This window comes from Rhodanobacter sp. FW106-PBR-R2A-2-24, assembly GCF_058789615.1.
Genome location: NZ_JBYTBV010000002.1, coordinates 1,554,488 through 1,572,689, shown reverse-complemented (window position 1 = coordinate 1,572,689; position 18,202 = coordinate 1,554,488). Strand labels below are relative to the sequence as shown.

Annotated in this window: 20 protein-coding genes; 6 read left to right on the top strand and 14 right to left on the bottom strand. The window is 69.0% G+C overall.

Features of this window, described 5'->3' with window-relative positions; translation table 11 throughout:
* Positions 1–11 precede the first annotated feature (11 nt).
* On the bottom strand, positions 12–851 hold the full coding sequence (locus AC3WQA_RS08460) for an alpha/beta fold hydrolase (protein ID WP_492674631.1): 840 nt from the start codon (positions 849–851) through the stop codon (positions 12–14).
* Positions 848–1,882, bottom strand: a complete 1,035-nt coding sequence (hemH, locus tag AC3WQA_RS08455) for a ferrochelatase (RefSeq protein ID WP_492674630.1) — start codon at positions 1,880–1,882, stop codon at positions 848–850. The genes AC3WQA_RS08460 and hemH overlap by 4 nt, the downstream gene beginning before the upstream one ends.
* Positions 1,883–1,959: 77 nt before the next feature.
* Between hemH and AC3WQA_RS08450 the strand changes: the two genes are divergently transcribed.
* The 4 genes from AC3WQA_RS08450 (at position 1,960) to tatC (ending at position 4,168) form a co-directional block, all read left to right on the top strand.
* Positions 1,960–2,649: a lipid-binding SYLF domain-containing protein gene (locus AC3WQA_RS08450; RefSeq protein WP_492674629.1), complete on the top strand. Its 690-nt coding sequence runs from the start codon at positions 1,960–1,962 to the stop codon at positions 2,647–2,649.
* 69 nt (positions 2,650–2,718) lie between these two features.
* Positions 2,719–2,973, top strand: coding sequence for a Sec-independent protein translocase subunit TatA (tatA, locus tag AC3WQA_RS08445; RefSeq protein WP_492674628.1), 255 nt, complete (start codon positions 2,719–2,721; stop codon positions 2,971–2,973).
* Positions 2,974–2,994: 21 nt separating this feature from the next.
* Positions 2,995–3,429: a Sec-independent protein translocase protein TatB gene (tatB, locus tag AC3WQA_RS08440; protein WP_492674627.1), complete on the top strand. Its 435-nt coding sequence runs from the start codon at positions 2,995–2,997 to the stop codon at positions 3,427–3,429.
* The gene (gene tatC / locus AC3WQA_RS08435; protein ID WP_492674626.1) at positions 3,416–4,168 is read left to right on the top strand and encodes a twin-arginine translocase subunit TatC; all 753 of its coding nucleotides are present in this window, start codon (positions 3,416–3,418) and stop codon (positions 4,166–4,168) included. Before tatB ends, tatC begins: the two co-directional genes overlap by 14 nt.
* Positions 4,169–4,336: 168 nt before the next feature.
* Here tatC and AC3WQA_RS08430 read toward each other — a convergent pair whose 3' ends face one another.
* Complete coding sequence (locus tag AC3WQA_RS08430) at positions 4,337–4,747, bottom strand: DUF8168 domain-containing protein (protein ID WP_492674625.1); 411 nt, start codon at positions 4,745–4,747, stop codon at positions 4,337–4,339.
* 62 nt (positions 4,748–4,809) lie between these two features.
* Here AC3WQA_RS08430 and AC3WQA_RS08425 point away from each other — a divergent pair, with 62 nt between their 5' ends.
* Positions 4,810–5,823, top strand: coding sequence for an IS30 family transposase (locus AC3WQA_RS08425; protein ID WP_492673427.1), 1,014 nt, complete (start codon positions 4,810–4,812; stop codon positions 5,821–5,823).
* Here AC3WQA_RS08425 and AC3WQA_RS08420 read toward each other — a convergent pair.
* From AC3WQA_RS08420 to AC3WQA_RS08400, 5 genes are all read right to left on the bottom strand, one after another.
* Positions 5,723–6,163, bottom strand: coding sequence for a DUF8168 domain-containing protein (locus tag AC3WQA_RS08420; protein WP_492674624.1), 441 nt, complete (start codon positions 6,161–6,163; stop codon positions 5,723–5,725). The genes AC3WQA_RS08425 and AC3WQA_RS08420 overlap by 101 nt on opposite strands.
* Positions 6,164–6,438: 275 nt before the next feature.
* A complete protein-coding gene (locus tag AC3WQA_RS08415; RefSeq protein WP_492674623.1) occupies positions 6,439–7,605 on the bottom strand; it encodes a glutathionylspermidine synthase family protein in 1,167 nt (388 codons plus the stop codon).
* Entirely contained in the window at positions 7,605–8,255 is a 651-nt protein-coding gene (locus AC3WQA_RS08410) for a DUF1190 domain-containing protein (RefSeq protein ID WP_492674622.1), read from the bottom strand. The genes AC3WQA_RS08415 and AC3WQA_RS08410 overlap by 1 nt, the downstream gene beginning before the upstream one ends.
* Positions 8,256–8,302: 47 nt before the next feature.
* Positions 8,303–9,247, bottom strand: coding sequence for a serine/threonine protein kinase (locus AC3WQA_RS08405; RefSeq protein WP_492674621.1), 945 nt, complete (start codon positions 9,245–9,247; stop codon positions 8,303–8,305).
* Positions 9,244–9,684 (bottom strand): hotdog fold thioesterase, encoded by a 441-nt coding sequence (locus tag AC3WQA_RS08400; protein ID WP_492674620.1) that lies wholly within the window; start codon positions 9,682–9,684, stop codon positions 9,244–9,246. Before AC3WQA_RS08400 ends, AC3WQA_RS08405 begins: the two co-directional genes overlap by 4 nt.
* A 65-nt stretch (positions 9,685–9,749) precedes the next feature.
* On the opposite strand from AC3WQA_RS08400, the gene AC3WQA_RS08395 reads away from it, so the two are divergent.
* On the top strand, positions 9,750–10,799 hold the full coding sequence (locus AC3WQA_RS08395; protein WP_492674619.1) for a 2Fe-2S iron-sulfur cluster-binding protein: 1,050 nt from the start codon (positions 9,750–9,752) through the stop codon (positions 10,797–10,799).
* Between the two features lie 172 nt (positions 10,800–10,971).
* Here AC3WQA_RS08395 and AC3WQA_RS08390 read toward each other — a convergent pair whose 3' ends face one another.
* The 6 genes from AC3WQA_RS08390 to AC3WQA_RS08365 all read right to left on the bottom strand — a co-directional run bounded on the left by AC3WQA_RS08390 (position 10,972) and on the right by AC3WQA_RS08365 (position 18,202).
* Positions 10,972–11,418: a rhodanese-like domain-containing protein gene (locus AC3WQA_RS08390; protein WP_492674618.1), complete on the bottom strand. Its 447-nt coding sequence runs from the start codon at positions 11,416–11,418 to the stop codon at positions 10,972–10,974.
* 48 nt (positions 11,419–11,466) lie between these two features.
* Complete coding sequence (locus tag AC3WQA_RS08385; protein WP_492674617.1) at positions 11,467–11,877, bottom strand: hypothetical protein; 411 nt, start codon at positions 11,875–11,877, stop codon at positions 11,467–11,469.
* A 54-nt stretch (positions 11,878–11,931) separates the two neighbouring features.
* Positions 11,932–12,417: a YiiD C-terminal domain-containing protein gene (locus AC3WQA_RS08380; protein WP_492674616.1), complete on the bottom strand. Its 486-nt coding sequence runs from the start codon at positions 12,415–12,417 to the stop codon at positions 11,932–11,934.
* Between the two features lie 40 nt (positions 12,418–12,457).
* Entirely contained in the window at positions 12,458–15,139 is a 2,682-nt protein-coding gene (locus tag AC3WQA_RS08375) for a M9 family metallopeptidase (RefSeq protein ID WP_492674615.1), read from the bottom strand.
* Positions 15,140–15,401: 262 nt separating this feature from the next.
* The gene (locus AC3WQA_RS08370; RefSeq protein WP_492674614.1) at positions 15,402–16,604 is read right to left on the bottom strand and encodes a M24 family metallopeptidase; all 1,203 of its coding nucleotides are present in this window, start codon (positions 16,602–16,604) and stop codon (positions 15,402–15,404) included.
* Entirely contained in the window at positions 16,601–18,202 is a 1,602-nt protein-coding gene (locus tag AC3WQA_RS08365) for an aldehyde dehydrogenase family protein (RefSeq protein ID WP_492674613.1), read from the bottom strand. The genes AC3WQA_RS08370 and AC3WQA_RS08365 overlap by 4 nt, the downstream gene beginning before the upstream one ends.

Here is an 18,202-nt window from a genome sequence, read left to right as displayed (position 1 = left end):
CTGGCGGGCTCCTACGTGAGTAGCCATTGCGCCACTGCCTGCGGCTGTTCCAGCTGCAGGTGATGGCCGCCGGCCAGGGTGTCGACGGCGATGTCGGGCACGCAGGCGGCGCGCTCGCGCATCATGGCCGCGGGTAGATACGGGGTCTCCGGCGTGGCCAGCAGCAATGCCGTGGGTGCCTCGACACCGCGGAGGAGGGCACGAATCTGCGCCTCGGCGAGGCGGATCGGGGTGGAGCGGGCCAGCCGCGGATCGCTGCGCCATTGCCAGCCGCCGTCCACCGTGCGCAGGCCGCGTTCGACGATGGGGCGCGCGAGCTCGGCGGCGAGGCCGCTGGCCATGGCGCGCGCCCGCGCGGCCTGCTCGATGTCGCGGAACACGCGCAGCGACTGCGCGTTGGGCGGCGGCGCCGCCAGCGCATGGCGGTAGCGCGTCAGCGTCTGCGTGCCGTCGTCGCCCAGCGGGCCCAGGCCTTCGATCAGCCATAGGTGCTCGATGCGTTCGGGCGCGGCGGCGGCCACCAGCGAGGCGATGCCGGCGCCTAGCGAATGGCCAAGCAGGGCGCAGCGCGGCAGCGCCAGCGCATCGAGCGCATCCAGCACCGCACGCACGTAGTCGGGATAGTGATAGCCGATGCCGGCGGGCAGGTGGTCGGAATGGCCGTGGCCGGGCAACTCCAGCGCGAGCACGTGGTAATGCGCGACAAGCCGTGGCGCCAGCGCGGCGAAGCTGGCGGCGTTGTCCAGCCAGCCGTGCAGGGCGACCAGCGGCGGTGCTTCGGGTGCGCCCCATTCCAGCGCGGCCAGCGTGAGCTGCGGCAGCGCGATGCGGCGTTCGCGCGGCGTGTTCACACCGGCCAGCCCGAGAGGTGGCGGCGCAGCAGCGCGGCGAGGCTGCGCACCTGTCCGGCATCATCGTTGAGCGCCGGGATGTAGCGCAGCTCCGCACCGCCGGCCTCGATGAAGAAATCGCGGTTCTGCATGGCGATCTCCTCCAGCGTCTCCAGGCAGTCCACCGCGAAGCCGGGGCAGACCACGTCGAGGCGCTTGACCCCGGCACCGGCCAGTTCGCGCACGGTGGCGTCGGTGTAGGGCGAGAGCCAGGTTTCGCGGCCCACGCGCGACTGGAAGCTGAGCAGCACGCGCGCATCGTCCAGGCCCAGCCGTTGCCGCAGCGCCTGCGCGGTGGCGCGGCATTGCTCGGGGTAGGGGTCGCCAAGCCGCGCGTAGCGCTCGGGGATGCCGTGGAAGGAGAGCAGCAGCTTGTCGCCCTGGCCGTGCACGGCCCACCACGCCTCGATGCTCGCCGCCAGCGCCTCGATGTGGGCGGGCTCGGCGTGGTAGTCGTTGATGAGGCGCAGCTCCGGTGGCCAGCGCAGTGCCTTCAGCGCGTCGGCCACAGCATCGATCACCGCGCCGGTGGAGGTGGCCGAATACTGCGGGTACAGCGGCAGCACCAGCAGGCGCCGCACGCCTTCGCGTTGCAGTTGCGCGATGGTCGGCGCCACCGCCGGTGCGCCGTAACGCATGGCAAGCGCCACGCGCACGCCTGCGCCCAGTTCCGCCTGCAGCGCGCCGGCCAGCGCCTCGCTGCGCCAGCGCAGCGGCGAACCCTGCGTGTCCCAGATGCGCGCGTAGGCGTGCGCGGAGCGCCGGGGACGCACGCGCAGGATCACGCCGTGCAGGATCGGCCACCATTTCCAGCGGGGGTAGTCGATCACCCGGCGGTCGGACAGGAACTCGGCCAGATACGGCCGCACGGCGGCGGCGGTGGGCGCGGTGGGCGTGCCCAGGTTCACCAGCAGTACGGCTGTCTGAACGGATGCCTGCGGCACAGGGGTGGAATGATCGGCGGGGCCGGTATAGTGGGCTTGGTCGGACATCGTGGCGTTCGTGTCGGGATGGCCGCAGTCTGCCACAGTCCCCGAGCTTCCCTGCCATTGCGTCGACGGAGTTGCCCATGTTCAAGACATCGCTGCATCGCCTGCTGTTGATTGGCACAGCCCTGCTGTTGCCGGCCATGGCCGCGCACGCGGAAGACCCGCCGCTGGTGCGCGCGCAGAATGCGGTCAACGTGCTCGCCGCCGTCGAGCAGTCGCCGGACAAATCCATCCCCACCGACCTCCTCAAGGAGGCGCGCGCCATCGTGGTGATCCCGAACCTGCTCAAGGCCGGCTTCATCTTCGGCGGCAGCCGTGGCGAGGGGCTGATCTCGGTGAAGGGCGCGGACGGCACCTGGTCCAACCCGAGCTTCATCACCCTGACCGGCGCCAGCGTCGGCTTCCAGATCGGCGTGTCCTCCACCGACGTGGTGCTGGTGTTCCGCACCCAGCATGGCGTGGATACCATCGAGAACGGCAAGTTCACCTTCGGCGTGGATGCCGCCGCCGTGGCCGGCCCGGTCGGCCGCAGCGCCAGCGCCGACACCGACCAGAACATGAAGGCGGAGATCTACTCCTACTCGCGCTCGCGCGGCCTGTTCGCCGGCGCGGCGATCAACGGCGGTGCGCTGCGCATCGACTACGACGCCAACGCGGCGGTGTACGGCGCGGGCATCACGCCGCGGCGCATCTTCGAGGGCGGTGTGAACAATGTGCCGCAGCCCGTGGTGGCCTTCCGCGACGCGCTCGAAGAGTACACTTCCAAGTAGCCGTCTTGTGCGAAGATCGGCAGCCCACGGGTGGAGCCGTTTCCGGCCCGGGTCGCCTCGAGGTACATCATGTTCGGATTGGACAGCGTCTGGCACTGGCTGCTTCTGCTGGTGATCGTGCTGGTGGTTTTCGGCACCAAGAAGATCGGCAACATCGGGCCAGATCTCGGCAACGCCGTGCGCGGCTTCAAGAAGGCGCTCAAGGGCGGCGACGATGAGGACGACAAGGCGAAAGCCGCGGCGCAGGCCAAGGAGCAGCTGCGTGCCGAACCGCCGGCCAGCACCAGCACGCAAAACCAGCACGACTCGCACGAGTCGAAGTAGGCGCGGCGAGGTTCGGTCACGATGATCGAGATCAGTTTCGCCAAACTGGTGCTGCTCGCGCTGATCGCGCTGATCGTGCTTGGGCCGGAGAAGCTGCCCGGCGCGGCGCGCACCGCAGGCGCTTTGTTGCGCCGCGTGCGCAACGGCTGGGAGAGCGTGCGCAGCGAGGTGGAGCGCGAGCTGGAGGTGGAGGAAATCCGCCGTGCCGCGCGCGAGGCCGCCGCCCGCGCCGAGGCCGCGCAAAGCGATTTCGTGGACAACGTGCAACAGATACGCGAGCCACTCGACGAAGCCGTGTCGACACTGAAATCGGCGGCCATGCCGGAGGCCGCCGGCGAGCTGCATGCCGAAGCGCATGTCGCGGCGCCGGCCGCAGCGCCGGCTGCAGCCGACCCACAGCAGGAGCTGCGCCTGCCGATGCCGCCCGCACCGGAGCCCGCGCATGGCCGCCACTGATCCCGACGACCTCGGCGGCGAGTTGCAGCAGGGGCTGTTCTCGCACCTGCTCGAACTGCGCGCGCGTCTACTCAAGGCGGTGGCCTGCGTGGTGCTGGTGCTGCTCGCCCTGGTGCCTTTCGCCAACCGTCTGTACGCCGAGCTGGCGGCGCCGCTGGTGGCGCGCCTGCCGCAGGGCGCGCACCTGATCGCCACCGAGGTGGCCAGCCCGTTCTTCACGCCGCTCAAGCTGGCCTTCTACGCCGCGCTGTTCATCAGCATGCCGGTGATCCTCTACCAGCTCTGGGCCTTCGTCAGCCCCGGCCTGTACAAGCATGAGAAACGCCTCGCGCGGCCGCTGCTGGCGGCGGCGCTGGGGCTGTTCTACCTGGGCTGCGCATTCGCCTACTTCCTGGTGTTGCCGGCGGCGTTCCGCTTCCTCACCGCGGTCACTCCGGCGGGCGTGGAGATGATGACCGACATCACGCATTACCTCGATTTCGTGATGCTGATGTTCTTCGCCTTCGGCCTGTGCTTCGAGGTGCCGGTGGCGGTGGTGATCCTCGCCGCGGTGGGCATCGTCGACCTCGCCAAGCTGCGCAACGCACGCCGCTACGCCATCGTCGGCGCCTTCGGCGTCTCCGCCGTGGTCACCCCGCCGGACATCACCTCGATGGTGATGCTGGCCATCCCGATGTGCCTGCTCTACGAGCTGGGCATCCTCGCCGTGCGCTGGCTGCTGCCGAAACGGGCAGGCTGAGGTATCCACCGGCCTGCGCGTGGGGTGGGCCGTTGGGCGGTGCTGTGCCGTCGTGCGGTGCGGCACCTTGCGCCTCCGAAGTCCCATCACCGGCAGCGGCCCGAAAGCTCAGGGCAAAAGCTTCATACGCACGGGTTGACGGGAAGTCTCCTACGGAATTGTTAGACCTTACCCTGCTACTTGAGCGAGGTAGGAATCGACGATATCCCACGTCGCGGTCAGTAGTTCAACACGCCTTTCACTAGTGGTGTCTGCCGCCTCACCGTGTCTCGCTGGGTCGGCCGCGGCCTTGATATGGTCAATAGGTTCCCGGTCTGTGCTCGCCACTTCGCGAAATTTCCCCCACTGAACCGCCTTACCCTTGTTGGATAGATCATGCGTTTCAGCGCAGTGATGTCGCAATGACTCCAAGGCACGGTAACAGTAAAACCCAGTGTCATCAGCGTTCTTCATGGCGGATACGAGGTCTGCAAAACAGCGCTGCAAGAATACGCCTCGAGGCCCATTCAGCTTGCCACGAAGCTTAATGAGAGAGGCTGTTAGGTCAATTGGCCGTTCTCGACTCGAGATACATGGCATATCGATGGGCCGTCTCAAACTCCACGTGCAACACCTTGCCGATTCTGACATAGGCTGTTGCGATGAGAACGTACAACGAACTGACCCTGGAAGAGCGAGTGGAGATTCAGCGCCGCTTGGAGGCGGGTGACAGCCTGCGTGCCATTGGCCGCTCGCTGGGACGTGCGACGAGCACGATCAGTCGCGAGCGCCGCCGGGCACGTGTCGACCCGGCGAACTACAAGGCGCAGGCGGCGCATCAGCGTAGTCGGGAATGCCGGAGCAAACCGCGCGTGACGCGAAAACTGGACGACCCTGCGCTGTGGGAAACCGTGCAGGCGCTGTTGCGGGCACGCTGGTCGCCGGAGCAGATCGCCGGGATACTGGCGAGGGCCTTTCCTGACGCGGCGAGCTATCGGGTGTCTCACGAAACGATCTACACCGCGGTGTACCTGGTGCCGCGCGGCGAACTGCGCAAGGAGTTGATCGACTGCCTGCGCCAAGGCCGCAGCACGCGCAAGCCACGCACGCGCGGGATGGATCGACGCGGCCAGATACCGAACATGCAGAGCATCCACGTACGTCCACCGGAAGTGGCGGATCGCTTGATTCCCGGACACTGGGAGGGCGACCTGATCAAGGGCGCCGGCAACCGTTCGTCCGTGGGGACACTGGTCGAACGCACCAGCGGCTTCGTGGTGCTGGCCAAGATGAGCAGCGCCAGCGCAGCCGACGTACTGGAGAGTTTTGGCAAGGCGCTGAAGAGCATCCCTGAAGCCTTGCGCAAGACGCTGACATACGACCAGGGTAAGGAGATGAGCTACCACGACGCCCTGACCTTGCGTACCGGCGTGCAGGTGTACTTCGCCGACCCGCACAGCCCCTGGCAGCGCGGCAGCAACGAGAACACCAATGGCCTGCTTCGACAGTACCTGCCCAAGGGCACCGACCTGTCGGTCTACAGCCAGGACGAGCTCAACCAGATCGCCCTCAGCCTCAACACCCGACCGCGAAAGCGTCATCAATTCCGTACCCCGCTGGAGGTCTACAACGACCACCTGAGGCTCGCCGAAGCAAGCGCCGGAACAATTCATTGATCATGTTGCACGTGGACCTTGAAACCGCCATGCCAAAGACATAATCTATTGAACGTTCGCGATTTATTACACGAGTTATTTCAAGGTCATAGGCATGTCCAATCAAGTAACCAATCGCATCCAACTGACTCCGAACTAAGTTCATCACGACATTTCGAAGATCGAAGATGTCCCATTCATGGGGGCTCTCTACTGTTACCGCGACCTGATTCAGGATAATGCTCACGTGAGCTTCGCCCGTGGCACTCGAAGTCACGTGAGAAAAGTCCAAGGAAAACGCAAGAGATAACTGGGCTCGCTCCGGAAGCACAACACCTTGGAATAGGTACTGATGTGTCATATAAGGCCTAACTAGATTTATCCCCCGCATCCGGGGTGTTGCACCGGATGGTGGTGTCGTGGCTGCCGCGCCGTCAAGCGTGTTTCCCTGCGCAAACCATCGCCTTGCGCACCATCGGCAGCCGGCTTGCGACCATTGCTCGACTTGCAACACTTCGCCGGTGCGGGCGTAACCGGTTACGCGGTGGAAACAGGAGCGTAATGGGGCGCGAGTGACGGGCTGGTGGCTGGGTGTCGCGGGTTGTCCTGGCTTGGCGGCTGTCGATGCGGGCGGGATTAATCATGCGCTTCCGGCTCGATCACGTGCGGCACGAAGCGCGCGCTGTCCCGGGTGATCAGCCCGGCGTCTTCGCGCAGGCCCATGCCGCAGGCGTGGTCGCCCACTACCCAGCTGCCGATCAGCGGGTAATGGCCGTCGAAGGCGGTGAGCGGGTGATAGGCCTGGCGGATGCCGGGGCCGAAGTAGGGGCCGTCGGTGGCCTCGGTGCGGCCGTCGGGCAGGCGGATGGCGATGTTGGCGCCCTCGCGCGAGTGCAGCGGCTTGCGCACCCAGCCGCGTGGCAGGTCGCCGTCGTCGTCGAACTGTGCGGGCAGCAGGTTGGGGTGGCCGGGGTGGGCTTCCCACAGCAGCGGCAGGATGCCCTTGTTGCTGAGGATGGCTTTCCACGGCGGCTCGATCAGTTGCAGGCCGGAGCGCGGCAGGTAGTGGCCGAAATCCTCGGCGAACAGGTCTTCCAGCGGGTAGAGCTTGAACAGGCAGCCGATCGCCTCGTCGTCGAGGTTGGTGAAGCGGCCGTCCGTGCTGATGCCGATGTCCTCGATAGCTAGCGGCGAGGCGGTGATGCCGGCCTGCAGCGCGCAATCGCGCAGGTACTCGGTGGTGCCCTGGTCCTCCACCGAGTCGCGCACGGCGGCGAAGTGGAAAGGGCGCGCGATGACGGGTGCGAGTTCGCCAAAGCGTTCCACCAGGGCTTCCTGGATCGCGTTGAACTGGTCGCTGCCGGGCGGCAGCACACCGGCGCGCAGTTGGTCTTCCAGCCACTGCCACTGGAAGAACGCCGCCTCGTAGAGCGAGGTGGGCGTGTCGTAGTTGAGCTCGTAGAGCTTGGCCGGGCCGTGGCCGTCGTAGGCGAAATCCATGCGGCCGTAGAGGTGCGGCGCGCGCTGGCGCCAGCTGGCGGCGATCCAGTCCCAGTACAGCGGTGGAATGCCTAGCCGGGCGAGGTCGCGCTCGCTGCCCACCACGCGCTCGACCATGGCCAGCGCCATCTGGTGCAGCTCGGCGGTGGGCGCTTCGATGTCCTCCTCGATCTCGCGCAGGCTGAAGGCGTAGTACGCCGTCTCGTCCCAGTAGGGCGCATCGTCGATGGTGTGGAAGCCGAAGCCGCAGGCGGCGGCCTGGGCGCGCCAGTCGGGGCGTTCGGTGCAGGCGACGCGGTGCATCAGCTGCCGAAGCCGTGGAAGCTGCTGCGGCTGCCGCCGAGGCGACCGAAGCCGCCGCGGCTCAGGGTGGAGACACGGCTTACCGTCGTGGTGCGGTTGGGGGCGCTGGAAACGTCTTCCATGGGCCGGCCGCTGGCGGTGCGAGCGCCACCGCCGTAGTAGCCGCCCGACGAGTAGTAACCACTCGAATAACTGCTGCCGGCGTAGCTGTTGCCGCCGTTCGGCAGGTTGTTGAGCGGGTTGTCGTATTTGGGATGACGCCAGACGTCCCAGCGGTTGCGGAAGGCGGGGGCGCTCTGGAAGGCGCCGATCGGGGTGGTGCCGCGCATGGCTTGGGAGAGCATGAAGCCGGCCATCAGTGGGCCGAAGAAGCTGTGGCCGTTGACGTTGTTCTGCACGCACTTGTCGGCGCCGTAGTCGGCTTCGCAGGCGGTGGCGCTGGTGTAGGCAGGTGCCTCGGCTTCGGCCAGTTGGTGCGCCTTGAGGTAGGCGTCGCTGCACGTGTTGACGTCGTGGGTGGCGGCGGTGCAGGCCTCGACCGAGGTGTACAGCCCGCTGCGGGTGTGGTCGGGCTCGTTGCTGCCGCAGGCGCTGAGCAGCAGCGGGGCGCTGCCCATCAGCAGCAGGGTGGCGGTGCGCGATCGCTTCATGCGTTGCTCCGTAAGTTCCTTCACCAGTATGTCAGCTGAACCGGCGTTCAGGCCAGCGCCTCGGCCAGCTCGTGCAGGTCGGTGATGTGTTCCTCCCACCAGCGCGGCTCGGCGGCGAACGGGAAGGCGGCGGGGAAGGCGCCGTCGTGCCAGCGCTGGGCGATCCAGCCGGCGTGGTGCACTTGGCGCATGGCGCGCAGCGCGGGGATCAGCGCCAGCTCCGCGTGGTCGAAATCGCGCATCTGCGTGTAGCCGTCCAGCAGCATGCGCAAGGCGGCCGCGTCGCCGGCAAGCATCCACAGATCCTGCACCGCCGGGCCCATGCGCGCGTCGTCGAGGTCGACGAAGTGCGGGCCGGCGTCGGTCCACAGCACGTTGCCACCGTGGCAGTCGCCGTGCAGACGCAGCGTGCGCAGCGGGCCGACGGCCGCGTAGCGGGCGGCCACGGCGGCGTCCACGCGCCGCGCGGCGGCGCGGTAGGCGTCGTGGCGATGGGCGGGCAGCAGGGACGAGGCCAGCACCGCCTGCATCGGCGCCTCGATCATCGTGGCGCGGTCGAGCGTGCCGCGATGGGCGAAGCCGGCGCGCGCGCCCACCGTGTGCAGGCGGGCGATCAGCCGGCCCAGCCATTCCAGCTGTTCGCGTGATTCCAGCGTGGGCGCGCGGCCGCCGTGGCGCGGGCTGAGCGCATAGCGGAAGCCGCCGTGGTGGTGCAGCGTGTGCCCGGCAAAAGCCAGCGGTGCCACCAGCGGCAGCTCGGCATCCGCCAGCTCCCGCGCGAAGGCGTGTTCCTCGTCGATGGCCGCATCGCTCCAGCGGCCGGGGCGGTAGAACTTGGCGATCACCGGCGCGGCGTCCTCGATGCCCACCTGCCACACGCGGTTCTCGTAGCTGTTCAGCGCCAGCAGGCGGCCATCGGGCCACAGGCCGCAGGCGGCCACGGCGTCGAGCACCAGGTCGGGCGTGAGGCTGGCGTAGGGAGCGGCGTTCACCGGGCCGCCGCTGGCTCGACCGGCACCACCGCCATGGTGAGGCGCGAGGTGCACACCAGACGTTGCCGATCGTCCTCGATGCGGATTTCCCACACCTGCGTGCTGCGGCCCAGGTGCAGCGCCCTGGCGGTGCCGGTGACGGTGCCTTCGCGCACGCCGCGCACGTGGTTGGCGTTGATCTCCAGCCCCACGGCGCGGAATTTCGCCGGATCGAGCGTGAGCATGGCCGCGGTGCTGCCCAGCGTCTCGGCCAGTGCCACCGAGGCGCCGCCGTGCAGCAGGCCGTAGGGCTGGTGGGTGCGGCTCTCCACTGGCAGCGTGCCGGCGAGCCAGTCCTCGCCGATGGCGGTGTAGCGGATGCCCAGCGTCGCCATCAGCGTGTTGGCGGTCCAGCCGTTGATGCGGTCGAGGTCGGTGTCCTGTTGCCAGATGCCCATGATCGTGGTCGCGTGTGGTGGAGGCCGCATTGTCGGCTGCCCGGCATCGCGGCGACAATGCGCGGGTGTTTACCGTCACCCTGAAGAAATCCGGCCGTCGCTTTGCCGTGGCCGCGGACGAGACCGTGCTGGAGGCCGCGCAGCGCGCCGGCATCGCCTTGTCGTATTCCTGCCGCTCGGGCATTTGCGCCAGCTGCAAGGCCACCTTGCTGGAAGGCCGCTGCGTTTACCCACGCCACCCGCCGCTGGCGCTGGATGCCGACGAGCGTGCCCATCACGCGGTGCTGCTGTGCCAGGCCGTGCCGGCCAGCGACCTGGTGCTGCGCGCGCGCGAGGTGCCGACGGTGGAGGACATCGCGCGGCGCGAGCTGGCCGTGCACGTGGTGGACAAGCGAGTGCTGGCACCCGACGTGACCGGGCTCCACCTTGCGCCCGCCGAGGGCGAGTCGCGGCTGCGCTGGCTGCCGGGGCAATACCTGGACGTGCTGCTGCCCGATGGCCGGCGGCGACCGTTCTCCATCGCCAACGGCCCGCGCGCGGATGGCCTGATCGAACTGCACGTGCGCCACGTGGCCGGCGGCGGCTTCACCTCGCAGGTGGCCGCCGGGATGGCGGTGGGCGATCGGCTTCGCATCGAAGGCCCGCTGGGCACCTTCGTGGCGCGCGAGGATTCGGAACGGCCGCTGCTCTTCATGGCCGGCGGCACCGGTATCGCGCCGGTGAAGGCCTTGATCGAGCACTTCATCGAGCTGGGTACGCGCCGTGCGATGACGCTGTACTGGGGCGTGCGCACGGAGGCCGACCTGTACCTGCGCGCGCAGATCGAAAGCTGGCGGCGGCAGGCGCCACAACTGGGCTTCGTGGCGGTGTTCTCGAACGCGGCGGCGAATGATGGTGCGCGCCATGGCCTGGTGCACGAGGCGGTGCTGGCCGATCACCCCGGGCTCGCCGCGCACGATGTCTACATGAGCGGCCCGCCGCCGATGATCGAGGCGGCGCGCCATCGCTTCGTGGCCACCGGCTTGCCGGAAGACCGGCTTTACTACGACTCCTTCGCCTACGCGCCCGACGTGCTGGCGCAGATCATCGCCAGCCGCGCAGGGTTCCACTTCTGAGGTTTTGATGGGCAACGAAGCCGAGCCAACGTCTTGCCGTTCGCCCTGAGCGTAGGCCCGCAGGGTCGGAGTCGAAGGGTGATCGCTTGGGTGGCGCTTCGACTTCGCTTGCCATCGCAAGCTACGCTCAGCGCGAACGTCGTTTGAACCGGGTATCGCCGCTGAAGGCGAATTACTTGTTGCCCTTGGCCGTGGGCAGTTGCGCCTGCTGCCAGGCGTAAACGCCGCCTTCGAGCGCGTGCACGCGGGAAAAGCCCGCCTTGACCAGCCGCTGGGCGGCCTTGGCGGCGTTGCCGCGGCCATCCTTGTCCATCACCACCACCGGCAGTTCCTTGGCCTTGGCCAGGTCCTTGTGCTCGGGGTCGAACTGGCTCATCAGCACGTGGCGCGCGCCGGGCACGTGCATCTTCTCGAAATCGGCGATGGCCGAAAGATCGATCAGCAGCGGGTTGTCGCGGTTGATGAGCTGGGTGAGCCCGGCCGGGGTGAGCTCCTTCACCTTGCCCAGCAGGATGCCCGCCTGGGTGATGGCGAGGCCCACCACGAGAACCGCCAGCAGCGCGGCCAGCGCCATGTGGTTGCCGATGAACTGGGGCAGCTTGTGCAGGAAATCTTGCATGTCGGTTCCGAAGGAGGTGCTGGCGGTCGAACCGGCGATTATACGGGCTTAGTGCTGGTCGATATCCGGCAGGCCGCTTTCCAGCCACCAGTGCTTGGCCTGGTCGTCGTAGCGCCAGAGCTGGCGCTCGGTGATGCTGCGTTCCGCCTGGGTGTGCACGTTGACGAAGCGGATCTGCACGGTCTGCTGCACCTCGGTGTCGCTGAGCGCCGCCGGGCCGTTGCCGTCGTCGTAGTCGGTCACGCGCACCTGCTCGAAGCGTTCGATGTCGAGGTCGGTGGGCGGGTGGGCCTTGAGCACCTTGGGATCGACGAACTGCAGGGCGCTTTGCAGGCCACCCCAGCGCACGGCGCTGCCGTAGGCGTTGAGCGTATTGGTGAGGCTGTCGCTGCGCGTTTGCCGCGCGCAACCGACAGCGAGCAGCGTGGTGGCGAGGACGAGCGGAAGCAGGCGGCGCATGGGCGGGTATCCCGAGGGTGACCGCGCCATTGTGCGGCGAGGCCGGGCCCGGCTTCAATCGCGCCGCTTGGCGACGAAGCGCGACGCGAGCGTGGCGGCCGGCTTGCCGTCCGTGCCCGGCACGCGGCACGCCACTTCGATGCGTGCCTTGCCGCGCGCGGCCAGCGTGGCGAAAAACGGAGCCCAGTCCGCGCCTTCGGCCAGCTGCGCCTCGGCGAGAAAATCCGTCCATACCGGTGCCAGGTAGCGCACGCTGGATTCGCCCACGTAGACGTCGCAATCCAGGCCGCGCCCGCGCAGCGCCAGTTCCACCAGCGCCCAACTGGCCAGCGTCATCAGGCTGGTCAGGCTGCCGCCGAAGGCGCAGCCCTTGTCGTTGATATTGGGCGCCAGCGGCGCGCGCAGCGCGAGGCGGTCGGCATCGTGCGCCGCCAGCTCCAACGCCATGGCGCGGGCGAGCGGGATTTTTTCGCGGATGAAATGGATGAGGTCGGTGGCGGCGTGGGACATCGGCGTGAAGGGAAAACGGGGACGCGGCATTGTAGTGCCGCGCCCCCGAGTCCACGCCGGAACGGAGGGCTTACGGTGTCGCGGTGGCGGTGATGCTGGCGCCGCTGAACGGCGTCGTCGCCGCGACCGCGATGAAGTAGTCGCGGCCGCTGGCGGGCTGGTTGATGGACACCGATTCGCGGTTGGTCGAGCCGGTGGACTTGGCGTCGTAGCGGGTGGCCGAAGGCCAGCCGCTGGCGCTGACGTAGAGATCGGCGTTGCCGCTGCCGCCGCCGGTGTTCACGTCGAGCCGGCGGGTGCCGGCGGGTACGCGGATGTAGAAATACTGCAGGTCGCCGGCGCGCGGCGTGTCGGTGATGGACGTGGTGCAGCCGCTCTGCAGCTGGTAGCCATCGCCGGAGGTGCAGTTGCCAGGTGGCGGCGGGTTCGCGGTGGCCGAGGCGGTGGCGGTGAGGCTGACGCCGCTGAACGGCGCCTGCGCGTCGACGGCGATGTAGTAATAGCTGCCGGCCACGGGCTGGTTGATGACCACGGATTCGGTGTTGCCGGCGCCGGTGGAACTGGCGTCGTAGCGGGTGGTCGAGGGCCAGCCGCTGGCGCTGACGTAGAGGTCGGCGTTGCCGCTGCCGCCAGCGGTGCTCACGACGAGCTGCTGCGTGCCGGCCGGGATGAGCAGGTAGAAATACCGCAGGTTGCCGGCTTGCGCAGTGTCCGGCACGTTGATCGGGCAGCCGCTTTGCAACGCATAGCCATCGCCCGGCGTGCAACCACCCGGCGTGGGTGTGGGCGTGCCGCCACCATCGCTGCTGCCATTGCCGCCGCAGCTGGTGGTGTCGCCCTGGTGGGTGTTCAGGCAGGAGAGCCAACGCGTCCAGTCCGCGTCGTGGCTGGTGCGGATCGAGGCGAGATAGCTGCCATAGGCGGTGTAGTTGCCCGGGCGGAAGTCGCCCAGGATGGTGTTCACCTCGTCCGTGTGGTTCTCGAACATGTAGCGCACGCCGAGGTAGCCCCAGCGGTACACGCGCTCCTGGCCGCTGTTGTAGTCGTTGGCGAACACGGTGCTCAGCGGGTACTGGCCGGTGCCGGCATCCGCGATGGCTTCCGGGTAGGGAAGGCCGCGGTAGGAGTAGGACATGTACTCGGCCAGGCCTTCGATCCACCACACGGTGGGCTGGCTGGTTTCGGCGCTGAAGTCGCCGTACATGTCGTAGCGGCCGTCGAGGTAGTGCACGTACTCGTGGGTGAGGTTCCACACCTGGAAGTCCGGGCGCAGCCATTCCGCCTCGTAGGCGACGAAGCGCGGCTGGTTGGCCGGGTCGGCCGGGTTGCCTTCGAGGTAGATGCCGCCATTGTTGGTGTCGTTGCCGAAGATCGCGCCGGAGTAGGTCTGGTAATCCGTGCTGCTGTGGAAGATCACCAGCTCCAGCGTCTTGTTGTTGTCGTCGGCCACCGGAGTGTCGTGGTCGCCCACCTTCTGGTGGAAGAAGCCTTCTTCGCCCATGACGGTGTTGCAGACCTGGGTGACCTGCGCCGGCGTCAGCGCCTGCGCGCGCAGGTGCAGGTCGGTGCTGCACTGGTGATCCACCGGCAGCACCGCCTGGGCAAGCTGGGTGCGGAAGTTGCAGATGCCGTAATAGCTGCAGTCGGCATGGTCGTAGTAGTCGGCGATGTCGGCGGTGGACACCCAGACCGAGGCGCCGGCGCCGGTCATGCCGTAGCTGTTCAGCACTGACTTCACCAGTGGCTGCACGGTGGGCACGAGCGAGGGGTATTGCAGGAAGCGCGCCATTTCGCGGCCGGCGTTGGCGAGCAGGTACTCGTTGTTCGTGCCGGCCTCGGCGGCGTTGCGGCCGATGAAACCGGACAGCGCTGTGGTGATGCTGCCGTCGGCCTGCACCGCCGCCTGGAAGTCGGCGTTGTAGTGGCCGCGGAACAGCACGGTGAACACGTTGTTCACCGCCGTCATCATGTAGAAGTACGGGTGGTAACTGGCGTTGTAGCGATCCAGCAGGTCGCGCAGCGTGGGCAGCTGGTGCGCGTTCTCGCCGGCGCTGTCGATCAGGGTGACGAACTCGGCCAGCACGGCGCCATGGCTGTCGTTGACGTCGTGGAAATGCGCGTTGGCCACGAAGCCGTCCAGCGCCGGACGGATCGCGTTCTTCAGCGCGGTGCCGTAGCTGCCCACATCGGTGGGGTCGTAATACTGCGCGTAGTAGCCGGCGCGCAGGAACAGGATGAGCTGCAGCGTGCCGTTGGCGTTGTTGCCGGCGTAGCTGCCGTCGTTCCCCAGCAGCGCATTGGCCACGGTGACCATCTTGGCCTCGCCGAACACCTGGCCTGCGGTGCTGCCGGTCAGGCTGAAGAAGGTGTTGATGCAGCTGTCCACGTCGGCGCCGCGGATCAGCGCCACCAGCTGGCTGCCGCTGGCGGCGGCGAAGGCCTGCGGATCGCAGGGGGTGGTGGCCAGTGCGCGCAGGCGCCTGGCGGTAGGGGTCGGACGGTCATAGTCGGCGCGCAGCGGCACCTTCGAGCTGGATTGCGGCGGTCGCTGGGCGGGCGTCAGCGGGCGGGCCTGCTGATGCGGAACCGGCTGGATGTCGAGCGTGGACAGCCGCAGCGCGGCGGCATGCGGCGGTGGCGTGGCGTGCGGCGGGTTGTTGTGTTGACGCGTGGCGGCTTGGCTGGCGCTGCAGGCCAGCAGCAGGGCAGCCGACAACGCGCTGCGCACGGGCAGCGAACTCTTGCGAGGCATATGGATTTCCTCTGGTGGTGATCCCCCTGGTTGCCGCGGCGGCGCGAAGGCCGGGCCGCGGCACGATGATGCTAGGCGCGGCGACGGCAAGGGGATTGATCCGAATCGACGGCAAACATGCGGCATTCGTCCCATTGCCGCAAAACCTGACGGCGGTCACGCTGACGTTTGGACGTCCATCGTTACCACCGCGGATTGGTGGGTTTTCCGGGCGGCCGGATGAAGCCTCCCGCACGGCGCGGCATGCGCCATGGGCTCCGGGTCAGGCAAACGGCTGATCGATGGCGGGCGAGGGCGGGGTGAACCAGGCGGCACCGTCGGCGGTGACGTGGAAGTGGTCTTCCAGCCGCACGCCGTAACGGCCGGGCACCACGATCATCGGCTCGTCGCTGGCGCACATGCCGGGGGCGAGCGGGGTGGCGTCGCCGCGCACGAGATAGGGCGCTTCGTGGATGGCCAGGCCGCAGCCGTGGCCGGTGCGGTGCGGGACGCCGGGCAGGCGGTAGCCGGGGCCGAGGCCGGCGCGCTCCACCACGGCACGCGCGGCGGCGTCCACCGTCTCGCAGGCCACGCCGGGGCGCGCGGCGTCGAACGCGGCGCGTTGCGCGGCGTGTTCCAGTGCCCAGGTTCGCTCCACCTCGCCGTCGACGCGGCCGTAGGCGTAGCAGCGGGTGATGTCGGAGTGGTAGCCCTGCACCGTGCAGCCGGTGTCGATCAGCACGAGCTGCCCGTGTTCCAGCCGCTGCTCGCCGGGCAGGCCGTGCGGGTAGGCGGTGGCCTCACCGAACTGCACGATGCAGAAGGTCGAGCCGTTGTCGGCACCCAGTGCGCGGTGCGCCTCGTCGATGAAGCGCGCGAGCTCGCGGTTGCCGATGCCGTCGTGGAGGATGCCGGCGGCGAGCCGGTGCACGGCGAGCGTCATCGCGGTGGCCTGCCGCATCAGCGCCAGTTCGGCGGGCGATTTCGCCATGCGGCAGCCGTCGATGAGCATGCTGGCGTCGGAGCAGTGCTGGCCCAGCGCCGCGCCCAGCCGCACGGCGACGCCATGCGGCGCGGCCGGATCGAGGGCGAGCGTGCCGGCGTGGCGCTCGCGCAGCGCGGCGGCCACGAGCTGGTACGGGCTGTCGTGTTCCTCCCATGCCCGCACGTCGGCGTCGATGGCGAGCACGGCGGCGAGCGAGCCGAGTTCGAAGGCCGGGCAGACGACGATGGGGGCGCCGCGCGCGGTGAGCAGCAGCGCCACCAGCCGCTCGCTGGCGCCCCAGGGGATGCCGGTGAAGTAGCGCAGCGAGCTGCCGGCGGTGACCAGCAGCGCATCGATGCCGTCGGCGCGCATCAGGGATCGGACACGGGCGAGGCGGGCCTGGTATTCGTCGGCGCCGATCGGGGCGGCGCCGTCTGGCCATGGCGCCAGCCGGGCGCGCGCCTGCGCCAGACCGAGGCCGCCGATCTGCCGCGTGCTCATGCCGGTGTGCCGGCGTCGGCGGTGATGTCGTCGCCGCGCCAGCGGCCATCCACCAGTCGCGCGATGCCGTCGGGGTTGCGCTCGCGCAGCTCGGGCGGCAGCAGCGCATCGGGCACGTGGTCGTAGCAGTGCAGCGCGGCGAAGCGGCGGATCGCCGCGGGCATGCCCACGGCGGTGAAGCCGGGGTGGCCGGTGCTGGGCCAGGGGCCGCCGTGGTTCATCGCCGCGCTCACCGCCACGCCGGTGGGCATGCGGTCGGCGATCAGCCGGCCTACGCGCGGGCGCAGGGCGTGCAGCAGGCGCGCGCGTTGCGCCTCGTCGCGACCGTCGGTGGCGGCGTACACGGTGCCGGTGAGGTTGCCTTCGAGCGCGGCCACCACGGCCAGCAGGTCGGCCTCGCCTGGCGTGCGCAGGAAGAGGCTCAGCGGGCCGAAGGCCTCGCGCTGCAGTTCGGCGGGGTGTTTCAGGAAGGCGCGTGCGTCCACCTGCAGCAGGGTGGGCTGGAAGCGGAAGCCCGGGGCGACGGCGTGGCCGCCGACGAGGCAGCTGGCGCCCCAGCCTTGCAGGGCTTCCACCGCCTCGGCCAGGCCTTGCTGCACGCCGCGCGCGAGCAGCACGCCGGCTTCGGCGGCCTTGAAGCGGGCCACGGCCGCAGCGACGAAGGCATCGCCGTCGGCGCCTTCCGGCACGATCACCAGGCCAGGGTTGGTGCAGAACTGGCCGCTGCCGGCGGTGCAGGAGGCGAAGAATTCCGCCGCCAGCGCCGCGCCGCGTTCGGCCAGCGCGCCGGGCAGCAGGAACACCGGGTTGATGCTGGACATCTCCAGATAGGCCGGCACGCCCGCCGCGTCCGCCGCCGCCTTCAGTGCCATGCCGCCGGCGCGACTGCCGGTGAAGCCGATCGCGCCCAGCCGCGCATCGCCGGCCAGGCGCAGGCCGAGCGCGTGCTCGTAGCCGTGGAGCAATTGCACCATGGCGGCGGGCAGTCCCGCGTCGAGCACGGCGCGATGGGCGAGCTGGGCCAGTCGTTCGCAGGTAGCCGGGTGCGCGGGGTGCGCCGTGGCGATCACTGGCGCGCGGGCGGCGATGGCCGAAGCGAAATCGCTGCCGGCGACGGCGTTGAAGGCGAGCGGGAAATTGTTCGGCCCGAACACCGCCACCGGCTTGCCGAGCGGCGCGTAGTGCGAGCGCAGGCCGGCGGCGGTGTCGATGGTGGGCAGCGTCCAGGCGTAGTCGCGCGCCGCCTTGGCCGCCAGGCGCAACTGGCGCGTGGTGCGCGGCAATTCCACCTGCAGCAGGCGCGCTTCGGCGGGCAGGGCGGTTTCGGCGTGGGCCAGCGTGGCGAGGGTCGGCGCGTCCGCGTCGATGGCCTTGGCATAGGCTTCGAGGAAGCCGGCGATGCGCGCGGGCGAGGTGTCGGCGAGCTCCCCGGCGGCGGCGCTGGCGGCGGCCAGCGCGGCCTCCACGTCGGCCGCGCCGCAGCGGGGGTAGGCCGGGCCGATCGGTTCGCCCGTGGCCGGGTCGAAGGCGCGGAAGCTGCCGGTCAGCGCCTGCGGTTCGCGCCAGGTACCGGCGATCAACAGTGGCTGCATGGCCAT